Here is a 19722-nt window from a genome sequence, read left to right on the forward strand (position 1 = left end):
AGAAATCGGATATCTTGCATTCTTCGGTGTACAGGCAGCAGTAGTTTTACTGGCCAATCCTCCCGCATAACGAGGTTGCACAGAAAAAGTGTAAGCAACATCGTTCACCAGATTATTGATAGTGGCAGTCATTGTTTTTGCATCCACAGTCATCTCGCCTCCTTCCGCTTCTGATGATCCGGAAGTCCAAAGAATCAAATATTCATTCGGACGGGCATTCTCGTATGCTTCCCAGGAAAGAGTCACATTCATATCTCCGGCTGTTGCCGTTAGTGACTTCAGTTCATATAAATCGAAACTTGCCTTTGGCAGATCTTCTTCACAAGCAGTAAAGACTACCGTGAAAATAAACAACAAGCTATATAGTATTTTTTTCATCGTTTGATTTCTTTTAGTTTAATCCTATTAATATCCCGTATTCTGCCACAACAGTTCTGTGTTGTTTATTCTTTCCAACTCCGTTTTTGGAATAGGATACAGGAATTGATAGTCCTGAATAATATGTCCTTCTGCTTTCATAGCCTCCTTAGCACCTCCCATACGTACCAAATCGAACCAACGCTGTCCTTCATAAGGAAACTCCTGTTGACGTTCCAACATAATCGCTTTACGGAAGCTATCCTGATCGGGAAGCTCTGTTATCTGAAGCGGAGACAATCCGGCACGAGTATGCACAGCATTCAAAGCAACCATAGCTTCTGAATTCTGCAAATTACTATAACTGATTTCATTCAAAGCTTCAGCGTACATTAACAGCACATCGGCATAACGGAGAATAATCTGGTCATTACCGACTGTATTATAGGTCGCACTTTTGACATCCTTAAATTTATTCATCACGCATACTTTATCTTCCACCTTTACATAGGTAATCAGATTCTTGCGCTTATCCCCATCTTTGTAGCACTCTTTCAGAGACTTTGTCTGATTGGTATCATCAGTCAGATTAATAATAGAGAACCAATATCCATGTCCTTCTCCTTCAACATCCTTATTAAAGCGAACAGCAAAAATAATCTCATCGTTCATTTTATTGTTCACGTCAAACACCTGTTCGGGAGTAGTCATTAAAGAATACCGACCCACTAGTTGAGATAGCACATTGCGAGCCTCCGTCCATTTATGGAAAGTCAGGTAAATCTTGCCGAGCAATGCCATTGCAGCACCGGAAGTCACTCGTCCCATATCGGCACTTGTATAAGAAGACGGCAACATATTTTCATTAATAACCTGATTCAAATCACCGACAAGAAAATCATAAACCTGTTGATCGGAACTGCGCCCGATTTTAAGAGCTTCAGCCACCGTCACCACTTTATTAGTCATCGGTATCCCTCCCCATAAACGATACATATTAAAATAAGTAAGGGCACGGATAAAAAGAGCTTCGCCTTTATATTGTTTTTTCAGAGTTGCGTCGAAGTTGGCCTCATCAATTCTATCTAATACAAGATTGCAACGATAGACTCCATTATTAAAGTTCGCCCAGGCATCTTCCAAAATTCCGTTAGAGGCTTTATCTGCAAACTGATCGATATCATAACGGTCTTGTGTTCCGGCAGTGGGCGCACTCAATGTCAAATTATCACTCCGATATTCGCAACACTCTGTAAAATAGGAAACTTGTGTCTGCAATTTGGAGTAACATCCTATCACGGCTACATTAAAATCTTCCGCTGTCTTATATACCTTGTCGGTAGGCACACTGCTACTCGGTTCCAAATCGAAGAAACTATCTGTACAAGCAACTGATAACAAAGCAGTTGACAGGAATAGTATTAGTTTATATTTTTTCATATAACGTGTATTTTAAAGGATGATTAAAGTGTTATGTTCAGCCCGAACAAGAATGTTTTAGCCAATGGATAAGTTCCATAATCCTCACCCGGTGAAAGAGAATTACTCGGACGTGCATTTACTTCCGGATTATATCCGCTATAATTAGTCGAAGTCCATAAGTTTTGTCCGGAAACGTAAACTCTTAATTTTTCCACGAAAAAGCGTTGAGTCAAGTTCTTCGGCAAAGTATATCCTAGTGTCACATTCTGCAGTCGCAGATAAGAACCATCTTCAAGATGCCAAGTTGAAGTACGACCATTATAACCCTTTGACTTACGATTGGCACGGTTCACCTGACCGTTTCCCGGATCTTCCGGACTTTTCCAACGATTCAAGGCTATAGTGGTGCCATTGGTATTACCTTCCAGATTATCAATGTAACGACGATTCAGATTCAGAATCTCATTACCATATACTCCTTGAAAATTAAAATCAAGGTCAAATCCCTTAAACCAGACTTTACCACCAAACCCATAGGTAAAATCGGGCATATAGTTACCCACGATTGTACGATCTTTATCCAAATCCATCACTCCATCCCCGTCTACATCCACAAAGCGGAAATCTCCCGGCTGGGTATTGCTGAAATGAGGATACTTTTTTAATTCTTCTTCATTGGAGAAAATTCCATCCTGCACCAACAGATAATAACATCCGATGGGTTCACCGACTTTCGTTATGTAATAAGCATGATCTACGCTACCGGTAGATATGATAGGAGCATTACCCGGACCGAGTGCCTTCACTTCGTTCGTATTAGTGGCATAATTAGCATTAAACGAATAACCGAAATCTTTAGTTATATTCTTCTGTGAGGTCAAAGCAACTTCCCATCCCCTATTATTCACTTTACCGATATTCATCAATGCAGTGCTATATCCGGTCAAGTGGGGAACTGGTACATTCAACAACATATTAGAGGTATTGGTATTATAATAATCCACAGTCAGTCCCAGCAATCCTTTGAACATCTGCAAATCAACACCCACATTCACCATCGCATTCTTTTCCCAACTCAAATCTTCATTCTTTATGGTACTTGGCTTATAACCATTCACCAATTGTCCGTTACCTGTGCCAAGCACATAATTATCCAAAGCCATCAGAGACAAATGATCATAATTACCAATCTGGAAGTTACCGGTCACTCCATAACTCGCTCTTAACTTCAAATCATCAACAAACGACAGACACTTAGCCTTCATAAAGAAGTCTTCTCCGCTTATTCTCCACGCCAAAGAAGCTGAAGGAAAATATCCCCACCGATTATTCTTGCCAAAACGGGAAGAACCGTCTGCACGAATAGCCGCCGAAGCCATATATTTACCTTTATAGCTGTACTGCATACGCGCCAGATAAGAAGCAATCGTCCATTGGGTTTTATCGGATGCACCTTTCGTCACCGTACCTCCGGAAATTGTTTGTATATAGTCGTTCGGGAAATCGGTCGCCGTCACATTATCTCCTTTATATGTCTCTTTTTGAGCCGACTGTACTAAGACCACATTGATGGAATGAGCATCTTTAATCGTTGTGTTATAATTGATTTTATTCTCCACCAACCAGTTGAAATAAAAACCTGATGAACTGTAGGCTGTCGGATTTGACTTTACATCATAATACTTTTGTCCCAATAAAGGAAGTTCCGAAGAACGATATTGGTCATTATGCGAACCATAATAATCGCCACCAAAAGAAATGTTATAAGTAAGCCCCTTATACAACTCCAATTCAGCAAAAACTTTTCCGACAATCGCCATACGGTCTACAACATCCGATTGTAAGTTTGCCATGGCTACCGGGTTCAATACGGCATTATGCTGATAGTCATTTCCAATTCTCCAATAGCCGTTTCCCTGATAATTATAGCTGCCATCCGCATTATACACCGGCCATACCGGAGGCATCATCAATGCCGATTGCACAATACCATTAGATCCGGAAGCATCTACCCGATTGGAAGTAGAATAGGAAGGAGAAAAATTCAAACCGAATTTCAGTCTTTTATATTTCCCGTCCAAATTCATACGCATACTATATTTCTTAAAGTCGGAATTAATTATAATACCTTCTTTATCATAATAGTTAGCTGAAATGAAATAGCCGACTGTCTTTCCTCTGCCGGAAATAGAAACATTGTGGCTGGTAGTAGCAGCAGTACGAAAAATAGCATCTTGCCAATCCGTATCCGTCAACCCCTTATCACCATTCAGATAGGGAAAGAGTTCGGTAGGAATACGTTCCCATGAATTCGGGCGCATTCCATTCGGGTCATCCGGTGAACCTCCGGGATTAGCATCCAGATAAGCGTTGTCATGACCATCCTTTGCAAATTCGGCAAACTGATATGCATTCATCATTGAAAGTTTCTTCGAAACACTCTGGATACCATAATATCCATCATACTGCACTTTCATCTTTTCCGACTGTCCCTGCTTGGTCGTGATAATAATTACACCGTTGGAACCGCGACTACCATAAATAGCTGCCGACGAAGCATCTTTCAAAACTTCCACAGATTCGACATCATTATTATTCAGATTGGCAAATCCACGTTCCACCGGCACGCCATCAATAATATAAAGAGGATCACTACCGGCATTAACCGTACTGATACCACGAACACGGATACTTACACTTCCCTCCGGATCACCACTTGGCTGTGTAACCTGTACCCCCGGCATCTTACCTGCCAACGCCTGACGAAAGTCTGAAGCAGAAACATCCGCAATTTGTTCAGCTTTCACGGAAGAAATAGAAGTAGAGACGTCTCTTTTTCTCTGAACTCCATATCCCACCACTACTACCTCATCAATCATCTTACTATCTTCTACCAACGTGATTTTCGCCGTATTTTTATCCTTTGCAGAGATATTTACCGTTTTATATCCAATATAAGAAATAGTCAATGTTGCAGACTCCGATACATTCATTAATGAATAACGTCCGTCAATATCGGTAATCGTACCACTGCCTTCTCCCTTAATCTGCACACTGGCACCAATCACCGGTTCTCCTTTATCATCTGCAACTATTCCCTGGATAGTGCGTGCACGTTGAGCAGTTTCTTCTTTCTTAAGCGGCTGTTTGCTGACAGCAATTGTATGATCGGTCCTATTGAAATAAAGCTTGGCCTGGGAAGTAATTTCTCCCAGAATCTGTTTTAATGAAGCATTTTTAATGTCGAAAGAAACTCTCGGAGCCTTGTTCACCGTCTCCTGATCATAGAGAAACTTAAAATTAGTTTGTTTGCTGATTTTATTGAAAACACTCTCTACCGGCTCGTTTTGCACACGAAGCGTAATATCATGCTCTTTCAATGTCTGAGCAGCAGCCGGAGCTATTAAAATGAAGGTGAATAGTAAAAAAGCTAAAAACGAACAGCTATTTTTACTTATCCCTTTACAAATAAGAAGATTATTCATAAATTTGTGCGTTTTAGTAATTGACTAAAGTTATTAAAAACAAGCAATGCGCGATACGTTATTCATTTGGGTCGAAGCTTATGAATATCCGTCCGGATTGCGGATAGAGGCATTCCTTTGGAGTGCTTCTATCATTTTGGGGAGGTTCATGAAGGAGCTGTTTTCATCTATTATTTTTTAAAAGGTTGAACATTATCTATTATTCATCTCATTCTTTATAAAGAAGTACATTGATGCCCTCTTTCTTATATTTGATATCACCGCTGATAAATTCAATGGATTTAAGTACCGCTTCCAGACTCTTGTTATCATGTTCGCCGGTAATCAAGTTGTTGAAATCCTGACCGGGAGCAAAAGTAATCCGGCAATTATATACCCGTTCCAGTTCTTTTGCCACATCGCGGATAGGTGTACTGTAAAAGCGTAACCCACCTTTCATCCAGACAGCCACTCCCCTATCCTCTGTTTTCTTACTATATTCTCCGGAAACAGTATTGATAAGCACCTGTTCTTTAGCAGTCAACCTCATCATCGCTTCCGGCAAATCGACCTGCACCTTACCACTCTCCACACTCACAGACACTATTTCATCTGTTGAATAGGATTTTACATCAAACCGGGTACCTAACACCTGAACATCCAGTCGCTTCGTCCTCACAACAAATGGCATCTTTTCATTACGGGCAACACGGAAATATCCCTCTCCTTCAAGTTCCACTTCACGGAGATCTCCAACAAAACGATCCGGATAACGCACTTGCGAACAAGAGTTCAGAACCAAAAGAGTCCCGTCCGGCAAAGTCACTTGTCTTTTCTCACCAAAGGAAGTGGTAATTTCAGCCAGTGTGACCTGTTGTTCATTCATATACCGGAAAAAGTTGACACTCCCTATGATAATGGCTATTACAGCCGCTGTACTGACTGCCACCACAGAAGCCCGGCGGAACCATGTACGTTTTTTGTGTTCAATACGCTTCAGTAATTGGCGTGCCTCTCTCTTATATTTTTCCCGCTCCAAATCATTACCAGGTTGCAGGTTCCCGGATTCTTCCCAAACCTCTGCTGCCAGTTCGTCCAATATATCTTGGTTTTCTGAATCCTTAATACTTTGCAACAACTGTGAAGCATCATCCCGGATATAAAGATCATCCAGATAGCGATGCAATTTATCTTTTTCTGTTTTAGTATCTTTCATCATATATTCAAAATAAGGATATTAATTTCCTTCCCTTTGTATAAGTAATACACAAAAGTAAGAAAGAGCTAGGGTGTGATTAACATTTATTATAAATTCAAGCACAATAGAATCAAAAGTACATCGGCTGATGTACTTGAATATTTAGTCAAATAGGAACGAATCACTTTTAGAGAAAGAGAAATATGTTCTTGCACTGTATGAACTGAAACTCCCAATGCTTCGGCTATTTCTTTATGAGACATCTGTAGTTCACGGCTCATTTTAAATACCTCACGCTGGCGGGGCGTTAATTGCTCCAATGCACGGGCAATAATCTCTTTCAAATCATTGAGCAGAATATGATTATTCGTTTCGTTCGTTGAATCGATCGCTTGAGAAAGAATCTGCTCTTTCAGCTGATCTTCATTAGCCATATCCCGCAACTGATTCAAAATACGATTACGCACAATAGTATAAAGATAGGAAGAAAAAGAGGCTTCGGGATTGATGAAACGACGGGTTTGCCAAACTACCGTAAACGCATCCTGAAATATATCCTCCGCAAATTCATGCGACTTGACGAATTTCAGGGCGAAGTAGAGCAAACGATTCTTATAAGCGGCATAAAGTTCGCAAAAGGCCTCTTCATCTCCGTCTATCAGACGGAGAACCACTTCCCGTTCATCCATTAGAGTGTCTGTTGCGTACATACTTTCTTTATTTTTGGCCACAAAGGTATTGTTATGATGTTACAAACGTATGTATTTTTTCTGAAATAAAAAAATAAAGCTCCCTTCTTATTAAATCTCCCGTTAAGAACTTTATCTACCTTTCCATTGTTATTAGTAATAGTAAAGTGCAAATAAGACGCACACCAAAGTTCTATTAAAAAAGAAAGGAAGATTATGAAAAAAGTAATCGACAGAGCTTCATCAAGAGGCTATTTCAATCACGGCTGGCTCAAGACCCATCACACATTCAGTTTTGCCAACTATTATAATCCGGAAAGAATTCATTTCGGAGCATTACGAGTGCTGAACGATGACAGTGTAGACCCGTCTATGGGATTCGATACACATCCGCATAAAAATATGGAAGTGATTTCCATCCCTCTGAAAGGTTACCTGAAACATGGTGACAGTGTACAAAACACTAAAACCATCACTCCAGGTGATATTCAGGTTATGAGTACAGGTAGTGGTATTTATCACAGTGAATACAATGGCAGTGATAAAGAACAACTGGAATTCCTGCAGATATGGGTATTTCCACGAGTTGAAAACACCAAACCGGAGTATAACAACTTCGATATTCGTCCGCTCCTGAAACCAAATGAACTGGCGCTAATCCTGTCTCCGAACGGGAAGACTCCAGCTTCTATCAAACAAGATGCATGGTTCTCTATGGGAAGCTTCGATACGGAAAAAACAATCGAATATAAGATGCATCAGGAAGGTAACGGAGTATATATCTTCGTACTTGAAGGAGAAATCACAGTGGCGGAAGAACGGCTGTCCAAACGTGATGGTATCGGTGTTTGGGATACAAAAGAATTCCCGATACATATATTAAAAGGAACCCAACTTCTATTAATAGAAGTACCCATGTAATTTTCGCTAAAATTTCAATTTATTCTATTCAAAAAGCGGCCTCATCGAAAAGATGAGACCGCTTTTTTATTCATTATCCAAGATTGGTCATTATCGGAGAAATCATTATTTTCCTTTCTTATAATTCTCCAATCCGGTCTGTAAGAATTCAATATACTTAGGAATATCTTCGTTATAAGCATACGACTTATTCAACGGTTTACCCTGATTGTCCAGCAATACATAGAAAGGCTGGGCATTAGCTCCGAATTTCACACGTTGCAGATAGCTCCATTTATCGCCGACAGTACGCAAAGTACGTTCTGTACCGTTTTCGATAATCTTCACAGGTTCAGTCAACGGAGTTTTATTATCTACATAAAGTGTAATCAATACGTAGTCGTTATTAATCAAATCACTCACTTTCGGGTCAGTCCATACCGCTGCTTCCATCTTACGGCAGTTTACGCAACCATATCCGGTAAAGTCGAGCATAACCGGTTTTCCGTTCAGACGGGCATATTCCATTCCTAAATCATAGTCATCGAATTTCGCGTGTACATCATTCTTATGCAGATTGAAATCTTGCGTCTGCATAGGCGGAGCAAATGCAGATACGGCTTTCAATGGTGCTCCCCACAAACCGGGAACCATATATACGGCAAATGCTAAAGAGATTAACGCCATAAAGAAGCGGGTTACTCCCACCTTATTATCATCGTCATCGTGCGGGAATTTGATCTTGCCCAACAGGTAGAATCCAAGCAAAGCAAAGATGACAATCCATAAAGCCAGGAATGTTTCGCGGTCAAGCAATCTCCAACCATAAGCCAAATCAGCAACTGACAAGAATTTAAGTGCAAATGCTAATTCGAGGAAACCCAGCGTAACCTTGATAACATTCATCCATCCGCCGGACTTTGGCATCGATTTCAGCCAAGACGGGAACAGGGCGAAGAGTGTAAACGGCAATGCCAAAGCGATGGCAAATCCTAACATACCGATTGCCGGAGCAACTACGCTTCCTGTTGTAGATACCTGTACCAGCAAGAAGCCGATAATCGGACCTGTACAAGAGAAAGATACCAATGAAAGCGTGAAAGCCATCAGGAAAATACTTAGCAATCCGGTCGTAGATTCAGCTTTGCTATCTACTGCATTTCCCCACTTCGACGGCAGCCTGATTTCAAACGCTCCAAAGAATGAAGCAGCAAAAATCACCAGCATCAGGAAGAAGAGAATGTTGAAAATAGCATTGGTAGATAAAGCGTTTAATGCACTGGCTCCGAAAATCAAAGTAATAGCCAAGCCCAATGCCACATAAATCACTACGATAGATGCACCGTATGTCCACGCATCACGAATTCCTTTCTTTTTGTCTTTACTACGTTTTAAGAAGAAACTGACTGTCATCGGAATAATCGGCCATACACAAGGGGTAAACAATGCCAATAATCCACCCAGAAAACCTGTTATGAATATATATATCCAGGACATGTCTTCCTGACCATGTTCTTCTCCTAAGGCTTGTAAATCACTGATTACCGGTTTCCAAAGATCACCCGATGCAACAGCAGGCTGAATATCCGTAGCAGCTTCGGTTGTAGTTGCAGGCACCAGTTCCATCATCGCAGAAGAATCTTTCGTAGCAGCAGGAACGGGTTCTTCTTTTTGCTTATCCGCTACCTTTTGCTCCGGTTGCTCTGTTTTTGTTGTAGCGGCATTTCCGGCTTTTGCTACTCCGGAATACTTAAACGGCACCTGAGTAGGAGGCAGACAACTCTCGTCATCACAAGCTCCATATTCCAGATAACCTTCGATTGCGTAAGCTCCACCCGTGAATTTTACTTTCTGCACAAACTTTGCTGTATTCTCGAAATAGCGTACCTTCATTTCGAACAATTTATCGAAAGTAGATACTTCTTTGCCTACAGGCTTCAGTTTGCCTACAAGCTCGACACCCGATTTATTATCAACATTGAATGTTGCGGAAATAGGGCCGCCATCTCCCAGATCGGTAGAATAAACATGCCAACCTTTATCCATGGTAGCTGTAAACACCACCTCTGCCTCCGTATCGGAGAGAGCTGTCAGCTCTGTTTTAAACTTTACCGGATCTTTGATCTGCGCTTGCAATGCATATACAACAAAGCTTAAAAGCAGGAAAGAAATTATTTTTCTCATCTTTATTTTTGGGGTTTATAATTCATAGTCTACGCACGCACGGCTCTCCTTCGTTTCAGCCAGAATCTTTCCGGCAGCTACGTGATCGGGATGTGTTGCGTAGAATCTAACATCTTCTAGTGTATCAAACTCACTGTAAAGCGCAATATTCCATGTTTCACCAGGATTCATATTCAATCCGACCTCCACTTTGCGAATTACAGAAATTTTAGCAGGAAGAGCTTCTATCGCTTCCTTGAATTTAGTCATGACTTCCAGTTTCCCTTCAGCAGGAACTTCGTCTTTTAACTTAAATAATACAATGTGTTTTACCATTACGTTGTTATTTTAATGAATTGTTTCTATATTTGTCTTGTTAATGCGTTTACCACATTAATAGTAATGCAAAAATACTCTATTTGGTTCAAATATACATTTAAAGAGATGTTAATTATAGGAATAGCAGGCGGAACGGGCTCCGGAAAGACCACCGTCGTACGGAAAATTATAGAAAGCCTCCCCGCAGGAGAAGTAGTACTCTTACCACAGGATTCATACTACAAAGACAGTAGTCATGTCCCGGTTGAAGAACGCCAGAATATCAATTTTGACCATCCGGATGCTTTTGAATGGAGTCTGCTATCCAAGCATGTCATGACGCTGAAAGAAGGGAAGAGTATCGAACAGCCCACCTATTCTTATCTCACATGCACGCGCCAGCCCGAAACCATTCATATCGAACCTCGTGAGGTGGTTATCATTGAAGGAATCCTTGCCTTATGTGATAAAAAGCTGCGCAATATGATGGACCTCAAAATATTTGTTGATGCCGATCCCGACGAACGCCTGATTCGTGTCATTCAGAGAGATGTCATTGAGCGCGGACGTACTGCCGAAGCTGTAATGGAACGCTATACACGGGTTTTAAAACCTATGCACCTGCAATTTATCGAACCTTGCAAACGATATGCCGACCTTATTGTACCGGAAGGAGGCAGTAATAGGGTAGCTATTGATATACTGACTATGTACATCAAGAAGCACCTTAAGAATTAAAAATTAAAAATTAAGAAATGAATGTCAAGACACTGAGTATTCCTTTATTTCTTATTCTATTTTGTTGTATGCTCGGATGCCGGAATAAGCATCATAACAAGATGGATGAGACAGCGCGTGATCTTCCACAAATAAAAGATAGTGGCGAACTCGTTGTATTGACATTATATAGCTCTACTTCCTATTTCATTTACCGGGGACAAGAAATGGGGTTCCAATATGAACTTAGTGAACAGTTTGCCAAAAGCCTGGGACTAAAACTTAGGATTGAAGTAGCCAACAGCGTCGACGAAATGATCCAAAAATTATTGGCAGGTGAAGGAGACATGATTGCCTATAATCTACCAATCACCAAAGAGTGGAAAGACAGTCTTCTTTATTGTGGCGAAGATGTAATTACTCACCAGGTAATTGTTCAGCAAGGAAGAGGAAAACAGAAGCCGTTGAAAGATGTAACCGAACTGGTCGGAAAAGATATATACGTAAAACCAGGGAAATATTATGACCGCCTCGTCAATCTGAATAGTGAATTAGGAGGAGGTATCCGGATTCATGAAGTCACCAATGACAGTATCACTATTGAGGACTTGATTACGCAAGTAGCGCAAGGAAAAATTCTGTATACGGTGGCCGACAATGATTTAGCCAGACTTAATAAGACCTATTATCCCAATTTAAATATCGGCCTGTCCATCAGTTTCGATCAACGTTCTTCGTGGGCGGTACGAAAAGACAGCCCCGAGCTGGCAGCCGCCGCTACCCAATGGCATCAGGAAAACATGACTTCTCCTGCTTACACAGCCAGTATGAAACGTTATTTTGAGAATAGTAAAATGATGCCGCACTCTCCTATCCTCTCCTTAAAAGAAGGAAAGATATCTCATTATGACCATTTATTCAAAAAGTATTCCAAAGACATCGGTTGGGACTGGCGTATGCTTGCATCATTAGCGTATACAGAATCCAATTTTGACACTACCGCTGTATCTTGGGCAGGTGCCAAAGGACTCATGCAGTTAATGCCTGCTACAGCACGTGCAATGGGAGTACCTCCCGGCAAAGAGCAGAATCCGGAGGAAAGTGTGAAAGCGGCTATCAAATATATTACTGCCACCGACCGGAGTTTCAGCATGATTCCCGATAAGCAGGAACGGCTCAATTTTATCCTGGCATCTTACAATGCCGGTTTGGGACATATATATGACGCAATGGCACTAGCCGAAAAATACGGGAAAAACAAATTAGTATGGAAAGATAATGTAGAAAACTTCATCTTGCTTAAAAGCAATCAAGAATACTTCAACGATCCTGTCTGCAAAAACGGATATTTCCGTGGCATCGAGACTTACAATTTCGTTCGAGATATTATGTCGCGCTACGAATCCTACAAAAAGAAAATAAAAGCATGAGATAAAGTATTAAGTATTAGGTGTAATACCTAATACTTATTTCCTATAGGTCATCAGACTGATTACGACAATAGCCAATACAGATAATGGTAAGGCAAATAATATCGGGTCAATCACAGGGAAAGGATAAGTGGTAATCAACACATCCCGTCCGAATAACGCTTTACAGATACCTAATGCTTCAGATTCTTTCTGATGAAGAAACACAAGAGCAAACAGACTGCCGATTGTTCCCACCCAAAGACTTGCCATGACACCTTGTTTAGTAGCTTTCTTCCAATATAAAGCACAGAAATAGGCCGGAAGAAAAGCGGCTGCACAAATTCCCATAAAGATAGAAGTTCCGCGGGCTATAATATCATGAGGCAACATATAACAAATAATATAGCTGACCAGGATAGAGAATAATACGCCCAGACGGATCACATTGGTAAGTTTATTCCGTGAACGGGGTTTATAAGTTCCGTAAATATCAGAGCCTACCGAAGCACCCATCGTATGGAACTGCGAACTTAACGTAGACATACTGGCTGAAAGGATGCACAACATAAAGAGTGCGGCAAACCAGTCGGGCATCGCTTTATTAATAAAATATGGAATTATCTTATCAATATCCTGCACAACTTCGGTAGCAACCGCTCCTTCTGTTTTCAGGAAGAAAAGATTACTCAAGGCTCCAGCATGATAGATAGCCCCTACTGTTATAATCAGAAAGAAACAACCGATAAATACACCGCGGTTCAACTGCTTGCTACTCTCCACGGTCATAAAGCGAACCACTAACTGCGGCTGTGCAAGACAGCCGATTCCTACTCCTAAAATGAGAGAAGTTACCAGCGAATACCATTGTGGAGAACCTGTGATGGGCATTGCAGTCCATCCTTGATGTCCTAGCGCTTTAAACTTTTCCGGAACTAGCGGAGCAATGGCAGTCAATTCTTTATTAGCTTCGATAAAGTTCATATCAAGCACCTGATACAAAGAAAACAACAGAAATAACATACAGCCAAACATGATAACTCCTTGCAAAGCATCTGTATACATTACTCCTTTCATTCCCCCTGCTATGACATAAGCAGCAATAACCAAGGTAAATATCAATAAGGAAACATTGAAATCAATCTGAAAGATTTGTTCGATGAATACGGCTCCACCTTTCATTACAACCGCTGCATAAAGCGGCATTCCGATGAAAATAACAGCAGCAATAAATACCTGTATATTACGGGAACGGAAATGACGGCCTAATAATTGAGGGAAAGTACTCACATTCAACTTCGCCCCCATACGCCGGGTACGCAAACCGAAAAAGATAAAAGCTATAACCACCCCAACAAACATATTGAGGAAACAGAGCCACTGAATACCCATTCCAAAAGCAGCCGCCACTCCTCCAAAACCTACAATAGCAGATGCAGAAATAAACGTAGCACCATAAGAAAGTGCCATTACGATAGGATTCATCTGACGTCCGCCTACCAAATAGTCACTGGTATTCGTTGTTTTCTTATATCCCAAAAAGCCGAGGTAGGCCAGTGACAGCAGATAAGCTACCACAATTAGTCCAAGAGTAAATGTATTCATCGGGTTTCGTCTTTTTCGTCGTCCTTATTCCAATATTTCAGCCCAAACCAGGCAGCAAAAATCACACATACCACCGAAAGCAGGTAAGGCAGAATAATAAAAGGGTCGTCTATTCCAAACATTTGCGTATCAGATTTTAATCAATTTAGACGCAAATGTAAGGAAATTATTGAAAAGACAAAACTTTTGTTTACTAATACTGATTATAATGTATCTTTTTCTCGTCAAATTTCTGTTTCGGGTTCTCTTTTGTAGCCGGATAGCCAAAAGGAATGACACAAAGCGGAAGAATATTATCGGGCAGGTTAGTATATTTACGCACTACTTGCATACGGTCTTCATAAGGATAGGCCGCTGTCCATACAGCACCCAATCCCAGACTTTCAGCAGCCAACAAAATATTCTGTGCTGCTGCAGAACAATCTAAATACCAATATGACGAGCGTACTGAATCTCCACAGACAATGATGGCGTTACGGGCCTGCGTCAGCATTTTGGCATAAGGAAGTGCTGCTGCCATTGAATCTAGTTTGGCACGATCAGATACTACCACAAATTCCCATGGACGGATATCCCTACCCGTAGGAGCAGCCATTCCGGCACGAAGCATCAAGTCGATTTTCTCTTTCTCTACTCCTTTATTCAGATAAGCACGCACACTTTTGCGCTCGAAAATATTATCCAACACAGCATTTCCGGTTCCGGATGTTCCTTTTTCTTCTTTTGCAGAAGAACAGGAGGTCATAGCAGTGACTGCTACAATCAGACATAAGAAAAAGAAAATCTTTTTCATTGTGACAATGTTTAAAACAGGTTCAACTTATTTTTCTGTGCTTCTTCCAACGAAACAGTTTCACGCTTCATCAGCCCACTCTTTTCACGGAGTGCTTCATATTCTGTTTCCAATTCATTCACCAGCTCGGCTTTTGCCTGCGGGTTGAGCAATTTGGAAGCGACACTTGCATTTTGGGAAGCATCTTTCAGGTGTACTACCGGAGCATGATAAACAGGAGCAATCTTTAATGCCGTATGCATCTTCGATGTAGTGGCTCCACCAATCAAAAGAGGAATATCCAAACCTGCTTTTTCAAGTTCAACAGCCACGTGAGCCATTTCTTCCAAAGATGGAGTAATCAGTCCACTCAACCCGATCATATCTACCTTTTCTTCAATAGCACGCTGAACGATGGTTTCTGCAGGAACCATTACTCCTAAATCTACAATATCATAACCATTGCAGGCCATCACTACAGCTACAATGTTTTTTCCGATGTCGTGCACATCCCCCTTTACAGTTGCCAGTAGCACTTTACCTGCCGAAGCACTTCCTTCCACTTTTTCCGATTCAATGATCGGTTGCAAGATAGCTACGGCTTTCTTCATGGTGCGGGCAGTCTTCACAACCTGGGGAAGAAACATCTTACCGGCACCAAACAGTTCACCAACATGGTTCATTCCATCCATCAGCGGTCCTTCAATTACATCGACAGCTTTATCATAAAGAGGCAATGCCTCTGCCAAGTCCTGTTCCAGAAAATCTCCAATTCCTTTCATCAAGGCATACTTCAAACGTTCCTGAACAGTTCCTTCTCTCCAGGCATCTTGCTTGACAGCCGGTTGTCCGGCAGTTTCGCTCATGTTTGCTTTCAGAGATTCCGCTAATTCGATAAGCCGTTCCGCCGCATCCAGACGACGGTTTAAGACAACATCTTCTATCTTTTCCAAGACATCAGCCGGAATATCAGTGTACAATACGGAAGTTCCCGGATTCACAATTCCCATGTCCATTCCTTGTTGGATGGCGTGATAAAGGAACACTGCATGCATGGCCTCACGGATATAATTGTTGCCACGGAAAGAGAAAGAGAGGTTGCTGACTCCTCCGCTGATGTGTGCACCAGGGAGATTTTTCTTTATCCAAGCGGTAGCTTCAATAAAATCTACAGCATAGTTATTATGTTCTTCAATCCCCGTAGCTACAGCAAGCACATTGGGGTCAAAAATAATATCGTGAGGATTAAAACCAATTTTGTCAACCAAAAGACGGTAAGCCCGTTGGCAAACTTCGATTTTACGGGCGGCTGTATCTGCCTGTCCTTTCTCGTCGAACGCCATGACCACAGCAGCGGCTCCATATTGCCGGATGATTCGGGCATGTTCAAGGAAAACTTCCTCTCCCTCTTTCAAAGAAATAGAATTGACGATTGATTTGCCCTGAAGACACTTCAGTCCGGCTTCAATAACTTCCCATTTGGAAGAATCGATCATAATCGGAACACGGGCTATTTCCGGTTCGGACATGATAAGATTCAGGAAAATAGTCATCTCTGTCTTTGCCTCCAACAATCCATCGTCCATATTGACGTCAATCACTAAAGCACCGTCCTCCACTTGTTGGCGGGCGATAGAAAGGGCTTCATCATATTTCTTTTCATTGATGAGACGAAGGAACTTGCGCGAACCGGCTACGTTGCAACGTTCGCCGACATTCACAAAGTTTATTTCCGGCTTCACCTCCAACAGTTCAAGTCCGGAGAGCCACATACAATCCGGCGCAGAGGCAGGAACGTGTGGTTTAGCTCCTTCTACAAGGGCGGGATATTCAGCAATATAAGCATCTGTCGTACCACAACAGCCACCAATAATATTGATTAATCCTTCTTCAATATATTCTCTCACTTCATGAGCCATATCCGCAGGTGTCTGATCATACTTACCCAGACTATTCGGTAACCCGGCATTCGGATAGGCACTAATATAATAAGGTGCACGGGATGCCAGCTGTTCCAGGAACGGCTTCAACTGACGGGCACCGAATGAGCAATTCAAACCGACTGAAAATATATTGGCATGTTGCACAGAAGCCAGAAATGCATCCAATGTTTGTCCGGACAATGTTCGTCCGCCAATATCAGACACTGTTACAGATAACATGATCGGCACTTCTATGCCTGTCATTTTCATGGCTTGTTCGGCAGCAAAAATTGCAGCTTTGGCATTTAGGGTATCAAAGATTGTCTCAATCAGAATGGCGTCTACCCCACCTTCGAGCATTGCTTCCATTTGTTGCTGATAGGATGCAGCCAGTTCGTCGTAACTCAAAGCACGATAAGCCGGGTTGTTCACGTCCGGGCTCATAGAACAGGTTTTATTGGTAGGTCCTACGGAGCCGGCCACAAAACGTGGTTTATCTGGATTCTTGGCTGTATACTCGTCAGCAAGGTCACGAGCCAATTTTACGGCTGCAAGATTCATCTCACGTACGTATTCTTCTACGTGATAATCAGCCATAGAAACTGTGGTTGAGCTAAATGTATTGGTCTCGATGATATCCGCACCCGCTTCCAGGTATTTACGATGAATATCCTGAATCACGTCGGGACGTGTCAGACACAACAAGTCATTATTCCCTTTCAGCTGTCCGGGAATATGCGCAAAACGTTCACCACGAAAATCTTCTTCTTTGAGATTATATTGTTGAATCATTGTACCCATTGCCCCATCCAGAATAAGGATGCGTTCGGATACGATCTGAGAAATTGTCTTTTTCATTACCCTATCACATTAATACCTAATTACCACTCTGCCAACATCTGCCAGACCTCTCGTAGTCCGGCGTTTTATCTTATAGCGTTTTTTACTTACCGCTTGAACATTCTTGCCATATCTCTACGGTCGTCTTTCTCCTTTATAGATTCTCGTTTATCATATTCCTTCTTACCTTTCGCCAAAGCGACTACCAGTTTCGCCAAACCTTTCTCATTGATAAACAAGCGTACAGGGACAATCGTAAAGCCGGGATTTTTCATCTCCCGCTGAAGTTTTTCCAATTCTTTTTTACTAAGCAACAACTTCCTCTCTCTACGTGCCGTATGATTATTGTACGATCCATAGAAATATTCGGCGATGTGCATATTCTTCACCCACAATTCGCCTTTCGTAAAATAGCAAAACGTATCTACCAGACTGGCTTTTCCCAAACGAATGGATTTTATTTCCGTACCGGTCAATACGATACCTGCTGTGTAGGTATCTATCAGCTCGTAATCAAACGTAGCCCGTTTATTCTTTATATTTACAGGAGGTTGTTTCATCTTTACTCATTAATTAAGTATAGCCGTCAGTCTATTAAACACGATCTGTATCACCGCCGGACATAGTATTAACAATACAGACGACAAAAGGGTGTATTTTAATCGTTGTTTTTCTTCTACTCCCATCAGTACAGGAACTCCCTCCCATACCACATAGACGATGTAGAACTGCAGCAACCAAGCAATAATTCTAAAATCAGGTAACAGTCCGGTTACTATCTGAAGCAGGAAAGGCACAACCAATGCATATCCTGCAAACTGTTGTGTCAACGGCATATTACTATGCATACCAAACATTCTTGTTCCCATTTCATTAATGGCATAAGCTGCCAGAAAATAGCCACCGAACAGGGCTACAGCTACGGCACAACAATTGGTCATAGCTATCTGGAAACTTTGCGGACCTCCCCATCCATTCGTCAATAACGAACCAATGAATACGGACAGACCGCATAAACCAATCATAGGATAGACAAAAGCTATATATACTTTTCGCCTATCCTCTTCCATAGAAATTTCCTCCCAGGCCTTGGCCGGAGAGGAAATCAATTTCATTGCTATGTTAAATAGTTCTTTGTAGTTCAATGTTATTCTGTAAACGCGTATTGATATTCAACTGAAGTTTCTCCATTCTCGTCTTTCAATTCATCTTTTGAGCTATTGGTTTCAGCTTTTAATACCAAATATTGTGGCAATTTACCAGTTTTCTCTTTAAACTGATAAAGAGCTAAACTAATTGAATAAGCTCTATAAGCATATGTGAAGTTGGAACGAGTTACACTTTCCTCTCCATCCTCAACACGGTGACTAATATATAAATTCAACTTAGTAGCATTGCTTTCTATTTCATCAGGATTATAGGAAAGACAAAATGAATGTTTCTTTAATTCTGATTCTTCAACACTAGAGTTTGTAACCTTCACCCAATATGGCATTGTTAAAACAATCGTATTTTTATCATAATAAACCAGACTTGACTGTTGCTTATCCAATGTATAAAGAGGATTAGTAGGTTTAGTCTTTGTTGTAGACAAACTTTCATCACCTTTAGGATCAATACAAAGTGGAGTAGATAACAGCGTTACTGGTATACTATTACTATTCGCTGATACCTGTGATTGGTCATATTGACATGAAATTATGTACATAATCCCATCCAATAAACCTAATTCTGTAGTTGGAACCAACTTAGTAGTTCCATCACCCATCAAAAATGATGAATAATTATACTTAACAGGAACAGTCATCGTAACATTGTGGTTATCGTCTCCATTCATACATGAAGTAACCGACATCCCCATAACCACAGCCATCAAAGCCACCAAGAAAAATTTCACTTGTTTCATAAACATATTTTTTAGATTTTGCAAAGATATAAATTCTAAT

Annotated in this window: 17 protein-coding genes; 3 read left to right on the top strand and 14 right to left on the bottom strand. The window is 41.2% G+C overall.

Annotated features, from left to right (window positions below):
* The 5 genes from BSCG_RS23210 to BSCG_RS23190 all read right to left on the bottom strand — a co-directional run.
* Positions 1-378, bottom strand: a 378-nt coding sequence (locus tag BSCG_RS23210) for a fibronectin type III domain-containing protein (RefSeq protein ID WP_008774920.1), incomplete at its 3' end; no start/stop codon positions are given.
* A gap of 27 nt (positions 379-405) precedes the next feature.
* Entirely contained in the window at positions 406-1797 is a 1392-nt protein-coding gene (locus tag BSCG_RS23205; RefSeq protein ID WP_004305970.1) for a RagB/SusD family nutrient uptake outer membrane protein, read from the bottom strand.
* A gap of 23 nt (positions 1798-1820) precedes the next feature.
* Positions 1821-5264 carry a TonB-dependent receptor gene (locus tag BSCG_RS23200; protein ID WP_008774921.1) on the bottom strand — a complete coding sequence of 1148 codons (3444 nt, stop codon included), beginning with the start codon at positions 5262-5264 and terminating at the stop codon, positions 1821-1823.
* 208 nt (positions 5265-5472) lie between these two features.
* On the bottom strand, positions 5473-6462 hold the full coding sequence (locus BSCG_RS23195) for a FecR family protein (protein ID WP_008774922.1): 990 nt from the start codon (positions 6460-6462) through the stop codon (positions 5473-5475).
* Between the two features lie 86 nt (positions 6463-6548).
* Positions 6549-7151: an RNA polymerase sigma-70 factor gene (locus BSCG_RS23190; protein ID WP_004305965.1), complete on the bottom strand. Its 603-nt coding sequence runs from the start codon at positions 7149-7151 to the stop codon at positions 6549-6551.
* A gap of 195 nt (positions 7152-7346) precedes the next feature.
* On the opposite strand from BSCG_RS23190, the gene BSCG_RS23185 reads away from it, so the two are divergent.
* The gene (locus tag BSCG_RS23185) at positions 7347-8051 is read left to right on the top strand and encodes a pirin family protein (RefSeq protein WP_004296925.1); all 705 of its coding nucleotides are present in this window, start codon (positions 7347-7349) and stop codon (positions 8049-8051) included.
* A 105-nt stretch (positions 8052-8156) separates the two neighbouring features.
* Here the strand turns inward: BSCG_RS23185 and BSCG_RS23180 are convergent, their stop codons facing one another.
* Together BSCG_RS23180 and BSCG_RS23175 are read right to left on the bottom strand one after the other, a co-directional pair.
* Entirely contained in the window at positions 8157-10214 is a 2058-nt protein-coding gene (locus BSCG_RS23180) for a protein-disulfide reductase DsbD family protein (RefSeq protein ID WP_008774924.1), read from the bottom strand.
* A gap of 15 nt (positions 10215-10229) precedes the next feature.
* Positions 10230-10529, bottom strand: a complete 300-nt coding sequence (locus BSCG_RS23175; protein WP_008774925.1) for a Dabb family protein — start codon at positions 10527-10529, stop codon at positions 10230-10232.
* Positions 10530-10637: 108 nt separating this feature from the next.
* On the opposite strand from BSCG_RS23175, the gene udk reads away from it, so the two are divergent.
* Together udk and BSCG_RS23165 are read left to right on the top strand one after the other, a co-directional pair.
* Complete coding sequence (udk, locus tag BSCG_RS23170; RefSeq protein ID WP_008648370.1) at positions 10638-11249, top strand: uridine kinase; 612 nt, start codon at positions 10638-10640, stop codon at positions 11247-11249.
* A 17-nt stretch (positions 11250-11266) separates the two neighbouring features.
* Positions 11267-12658 carry a transglycosylase SLT domain-containing protein gene (locus BSCG_RS23165; protein WP_004305959.1) on the top strand — a complete coding sequence of 464 codons (1392 nt, stop codon included), beginning with the start codon at positions 11267-11269 and terminating at the stop codon, positions 12656-12658.
* 36 nt (positions 12659-12694) lie between these two features.
* On the opposite strand, the gene BSCG_RS23160 is transcribed toward BSCG_RS23165, so the two are convergent.
* From BSCG_RS23160 to BSCG_RS23135, 7 genes are all read right to left on the bottom strand, one after another.
* The gene (locus BSCG_RS23160; RefSeq protein WP_004296930.1) at positions 12695-14242 is read right to left on the bottom strand and encodes a sodium:solute symporter family protein; all 1548 of its coding nucleotides are present in this window, start codon (positions 14240-14242) and stop codon (positions 12695-12697) included.
* Complete coding sequence (locus BSCG_RS30350) at positions 14239-14364, bottom strand: symporter small accessory protein (RefSeq protein WP_004296931.1); 126 nt, start codon at positions 14362-14364, stop codon at positions 14239-14241. Before BSCG_RS30350 ends, BSCG_RS23160 begins: the two co-directional genes overlap by 4 nt.
* Positions 14365-14435: 71 nt before the next feature.
* Entirely contained in the window at positions 14436-15035 is a 600-nt protein-coding gene (locus tag BSCG_RS23155) for a nitroreductase family protein (RefSeq protein ID WP_008774926.1), read from the bottom strand.
* Positions 15036-15046: 11 nt separating this feature from the next.
* Positions 15047-17794, bottom strand: a complete 2748-nt coding sequence (gene metH, locus BSCG_RS23150; RefSeq protein WP_004310799.1) for a methionine synthase — start codon at positions 17792-17794, stop codon at positions 15047-15049.
* A gap of 89 nt (positions 17795-17883) precedes the next feature.
* Complete coding sequence (gene smpB, locus BSCG_RS23145; protein WP_004310798.1) at positions 17884-18336, bottom strand: SsrA-binding protein; 453 nt, start codon at positions 18334-18336, stop codon at positions 17884-17886.
* A gap of 9 nt (positions 18337-18345) precedes the next feature.
* Entirely contained in the window at positions 18346-18891 is a 546-nt protein-coding gene (locus BSCG_RS23140; protein ID WP_004305955.1) for a Yip1 family protein, read from the bottom strand.
* A 32-nt stretch (positions 18892-18923) separates the two neighbouring features.
* Complete coding sequence (locus BSCG_RS23135) at positions 18924-19682, bottom strand: hypothetical protein (RefSeq protein ID WP_004310796.1); 759 nt, start codon at positions 19680-19682, stop codon at positions 18924-18926.
* Between the last annotated feature and the right edge of the window lie 40 nt (positions 19683-19722).

Origin of the sequence: Bacteroides sp. 2_2_4 (assembly GCF_000157055.1) — a bacterium.
Lineage (GTDB): Bacteria > Bacteroidota > Bacteroidia > Bacteroidales > Bacteroidaceae > Bacteroides > Bacteroides ovatus.

Bases quoted from the DNA above. Each gene is read 5' to 3' on its own strand.
- smpB (WP_004310798.1), bottom strand. From the start codon at position 18,336: ATGAAACAACCTCCTGTAAATATAAAGAATAAACGGGCTACGTTTGAT.
- BSCG_RS23165 (WP_004305959.1), top strand. From the start codon at position 11,267: ATGAATGTCAAGACACTGAGTATTCCTTTATTTCTTATTCTATTTTGT.
- BSCG_RS23160 (WP_004296930.1), bottom strand. From the start codon at position 14,242: ATGAATACATTTACTCTTGGACTAATTGTGGTAGCTTATCTGCTGTCA.
- BSCG_RS23155 (WP_008774926.1), bottom strand. From the start codon at position 15,035: ATGAAAAAGATTTTCTTTTTCTTATGTCTGATTGTAGCAGTCACTGCT.
- BSCG_RS23190 (WP_004305965.1), bottom strand. From the start codon at position 7,151: ATGTACGCAACAGACACTCTAATGGATGAACGGGAAGTGGTTCTCCGT.
- BSCG_RS23135 (WP_004310796.1), bottom strand. From the start codon at position 19,682: ATGAAACAAGTGAAATTTTTCTTGGTGGCTTTGATGGCTGTGGTTATG.
- BSCG_RS30350 (WP_004296931.1), bottom strand. From the start codon at position 14,364: ATGTTTGGAATAGACGACCCTTTTATTATTCTGCCTTACCTGCTTTCG.
- udk (WP_008648370.1), top strand. From the start codon at position 10,638: ATGTTAATTATAGGAATAGCAGGCGGAACGGGCTCCGGAAAGACCACC.
- BSCG_RS23180 (WP_008774924.1), bottom strand. From the start codon at position 10,214: ATGAGAAAAATAATTTCTTTCCTGCTTTTAAGCTTTGTTGTATATGCA.
- BSCG_RS23185 (WP_004296925.1), top strand. From the start codon at position 7,347: ATGAAAAAAGTAATCGACAGAGCTTCATCAAGAGGCTATTTCAATCAC.
- BSCG_RS23195 (WP_008774922.1), bottom strand. From the start codon at position 6,462: ATGATGAAAGATACTAAAACAGAAAAAGATAAATTGCATCGCTATCTG.
- metH (WP_004310799.1), bottom strand. From the start codon at position 17,794: ATGAAAAAGACAATTTCTCAGATCGTATCCGAACGCATCCTTATTCTG.
- BSCG_RS23175 (WP_008774925.1), bottom strand. From the start codon at position 10,529: ATGGTAAAACACATTGTATTATTTAAGTTAAAAGACGAAGTTCCTGCT.
- BSCG_RS23140 (WP_004305955.1), bottom strand. From the start codon at position 18,891: ATGAAATTGATTTCCTCTCCGGCCAAGGCCTGGGAGGAAATTTCTATG.
- BSCG_RS23200 (WP_008774921.1), bottom strand. From the start codon at position 5,264: ATGAATAATCTTCTTATTTGTAAAGGGATAAGTAAAAATAGCTGTTCG.
- BSCG_RS23205 (WP_004305970.1), bottom strand. From the start codon at position 1,797: ATGAAAAAATATAAACTAATACTATTCCTGTCAACTGCTTTGTTATCA.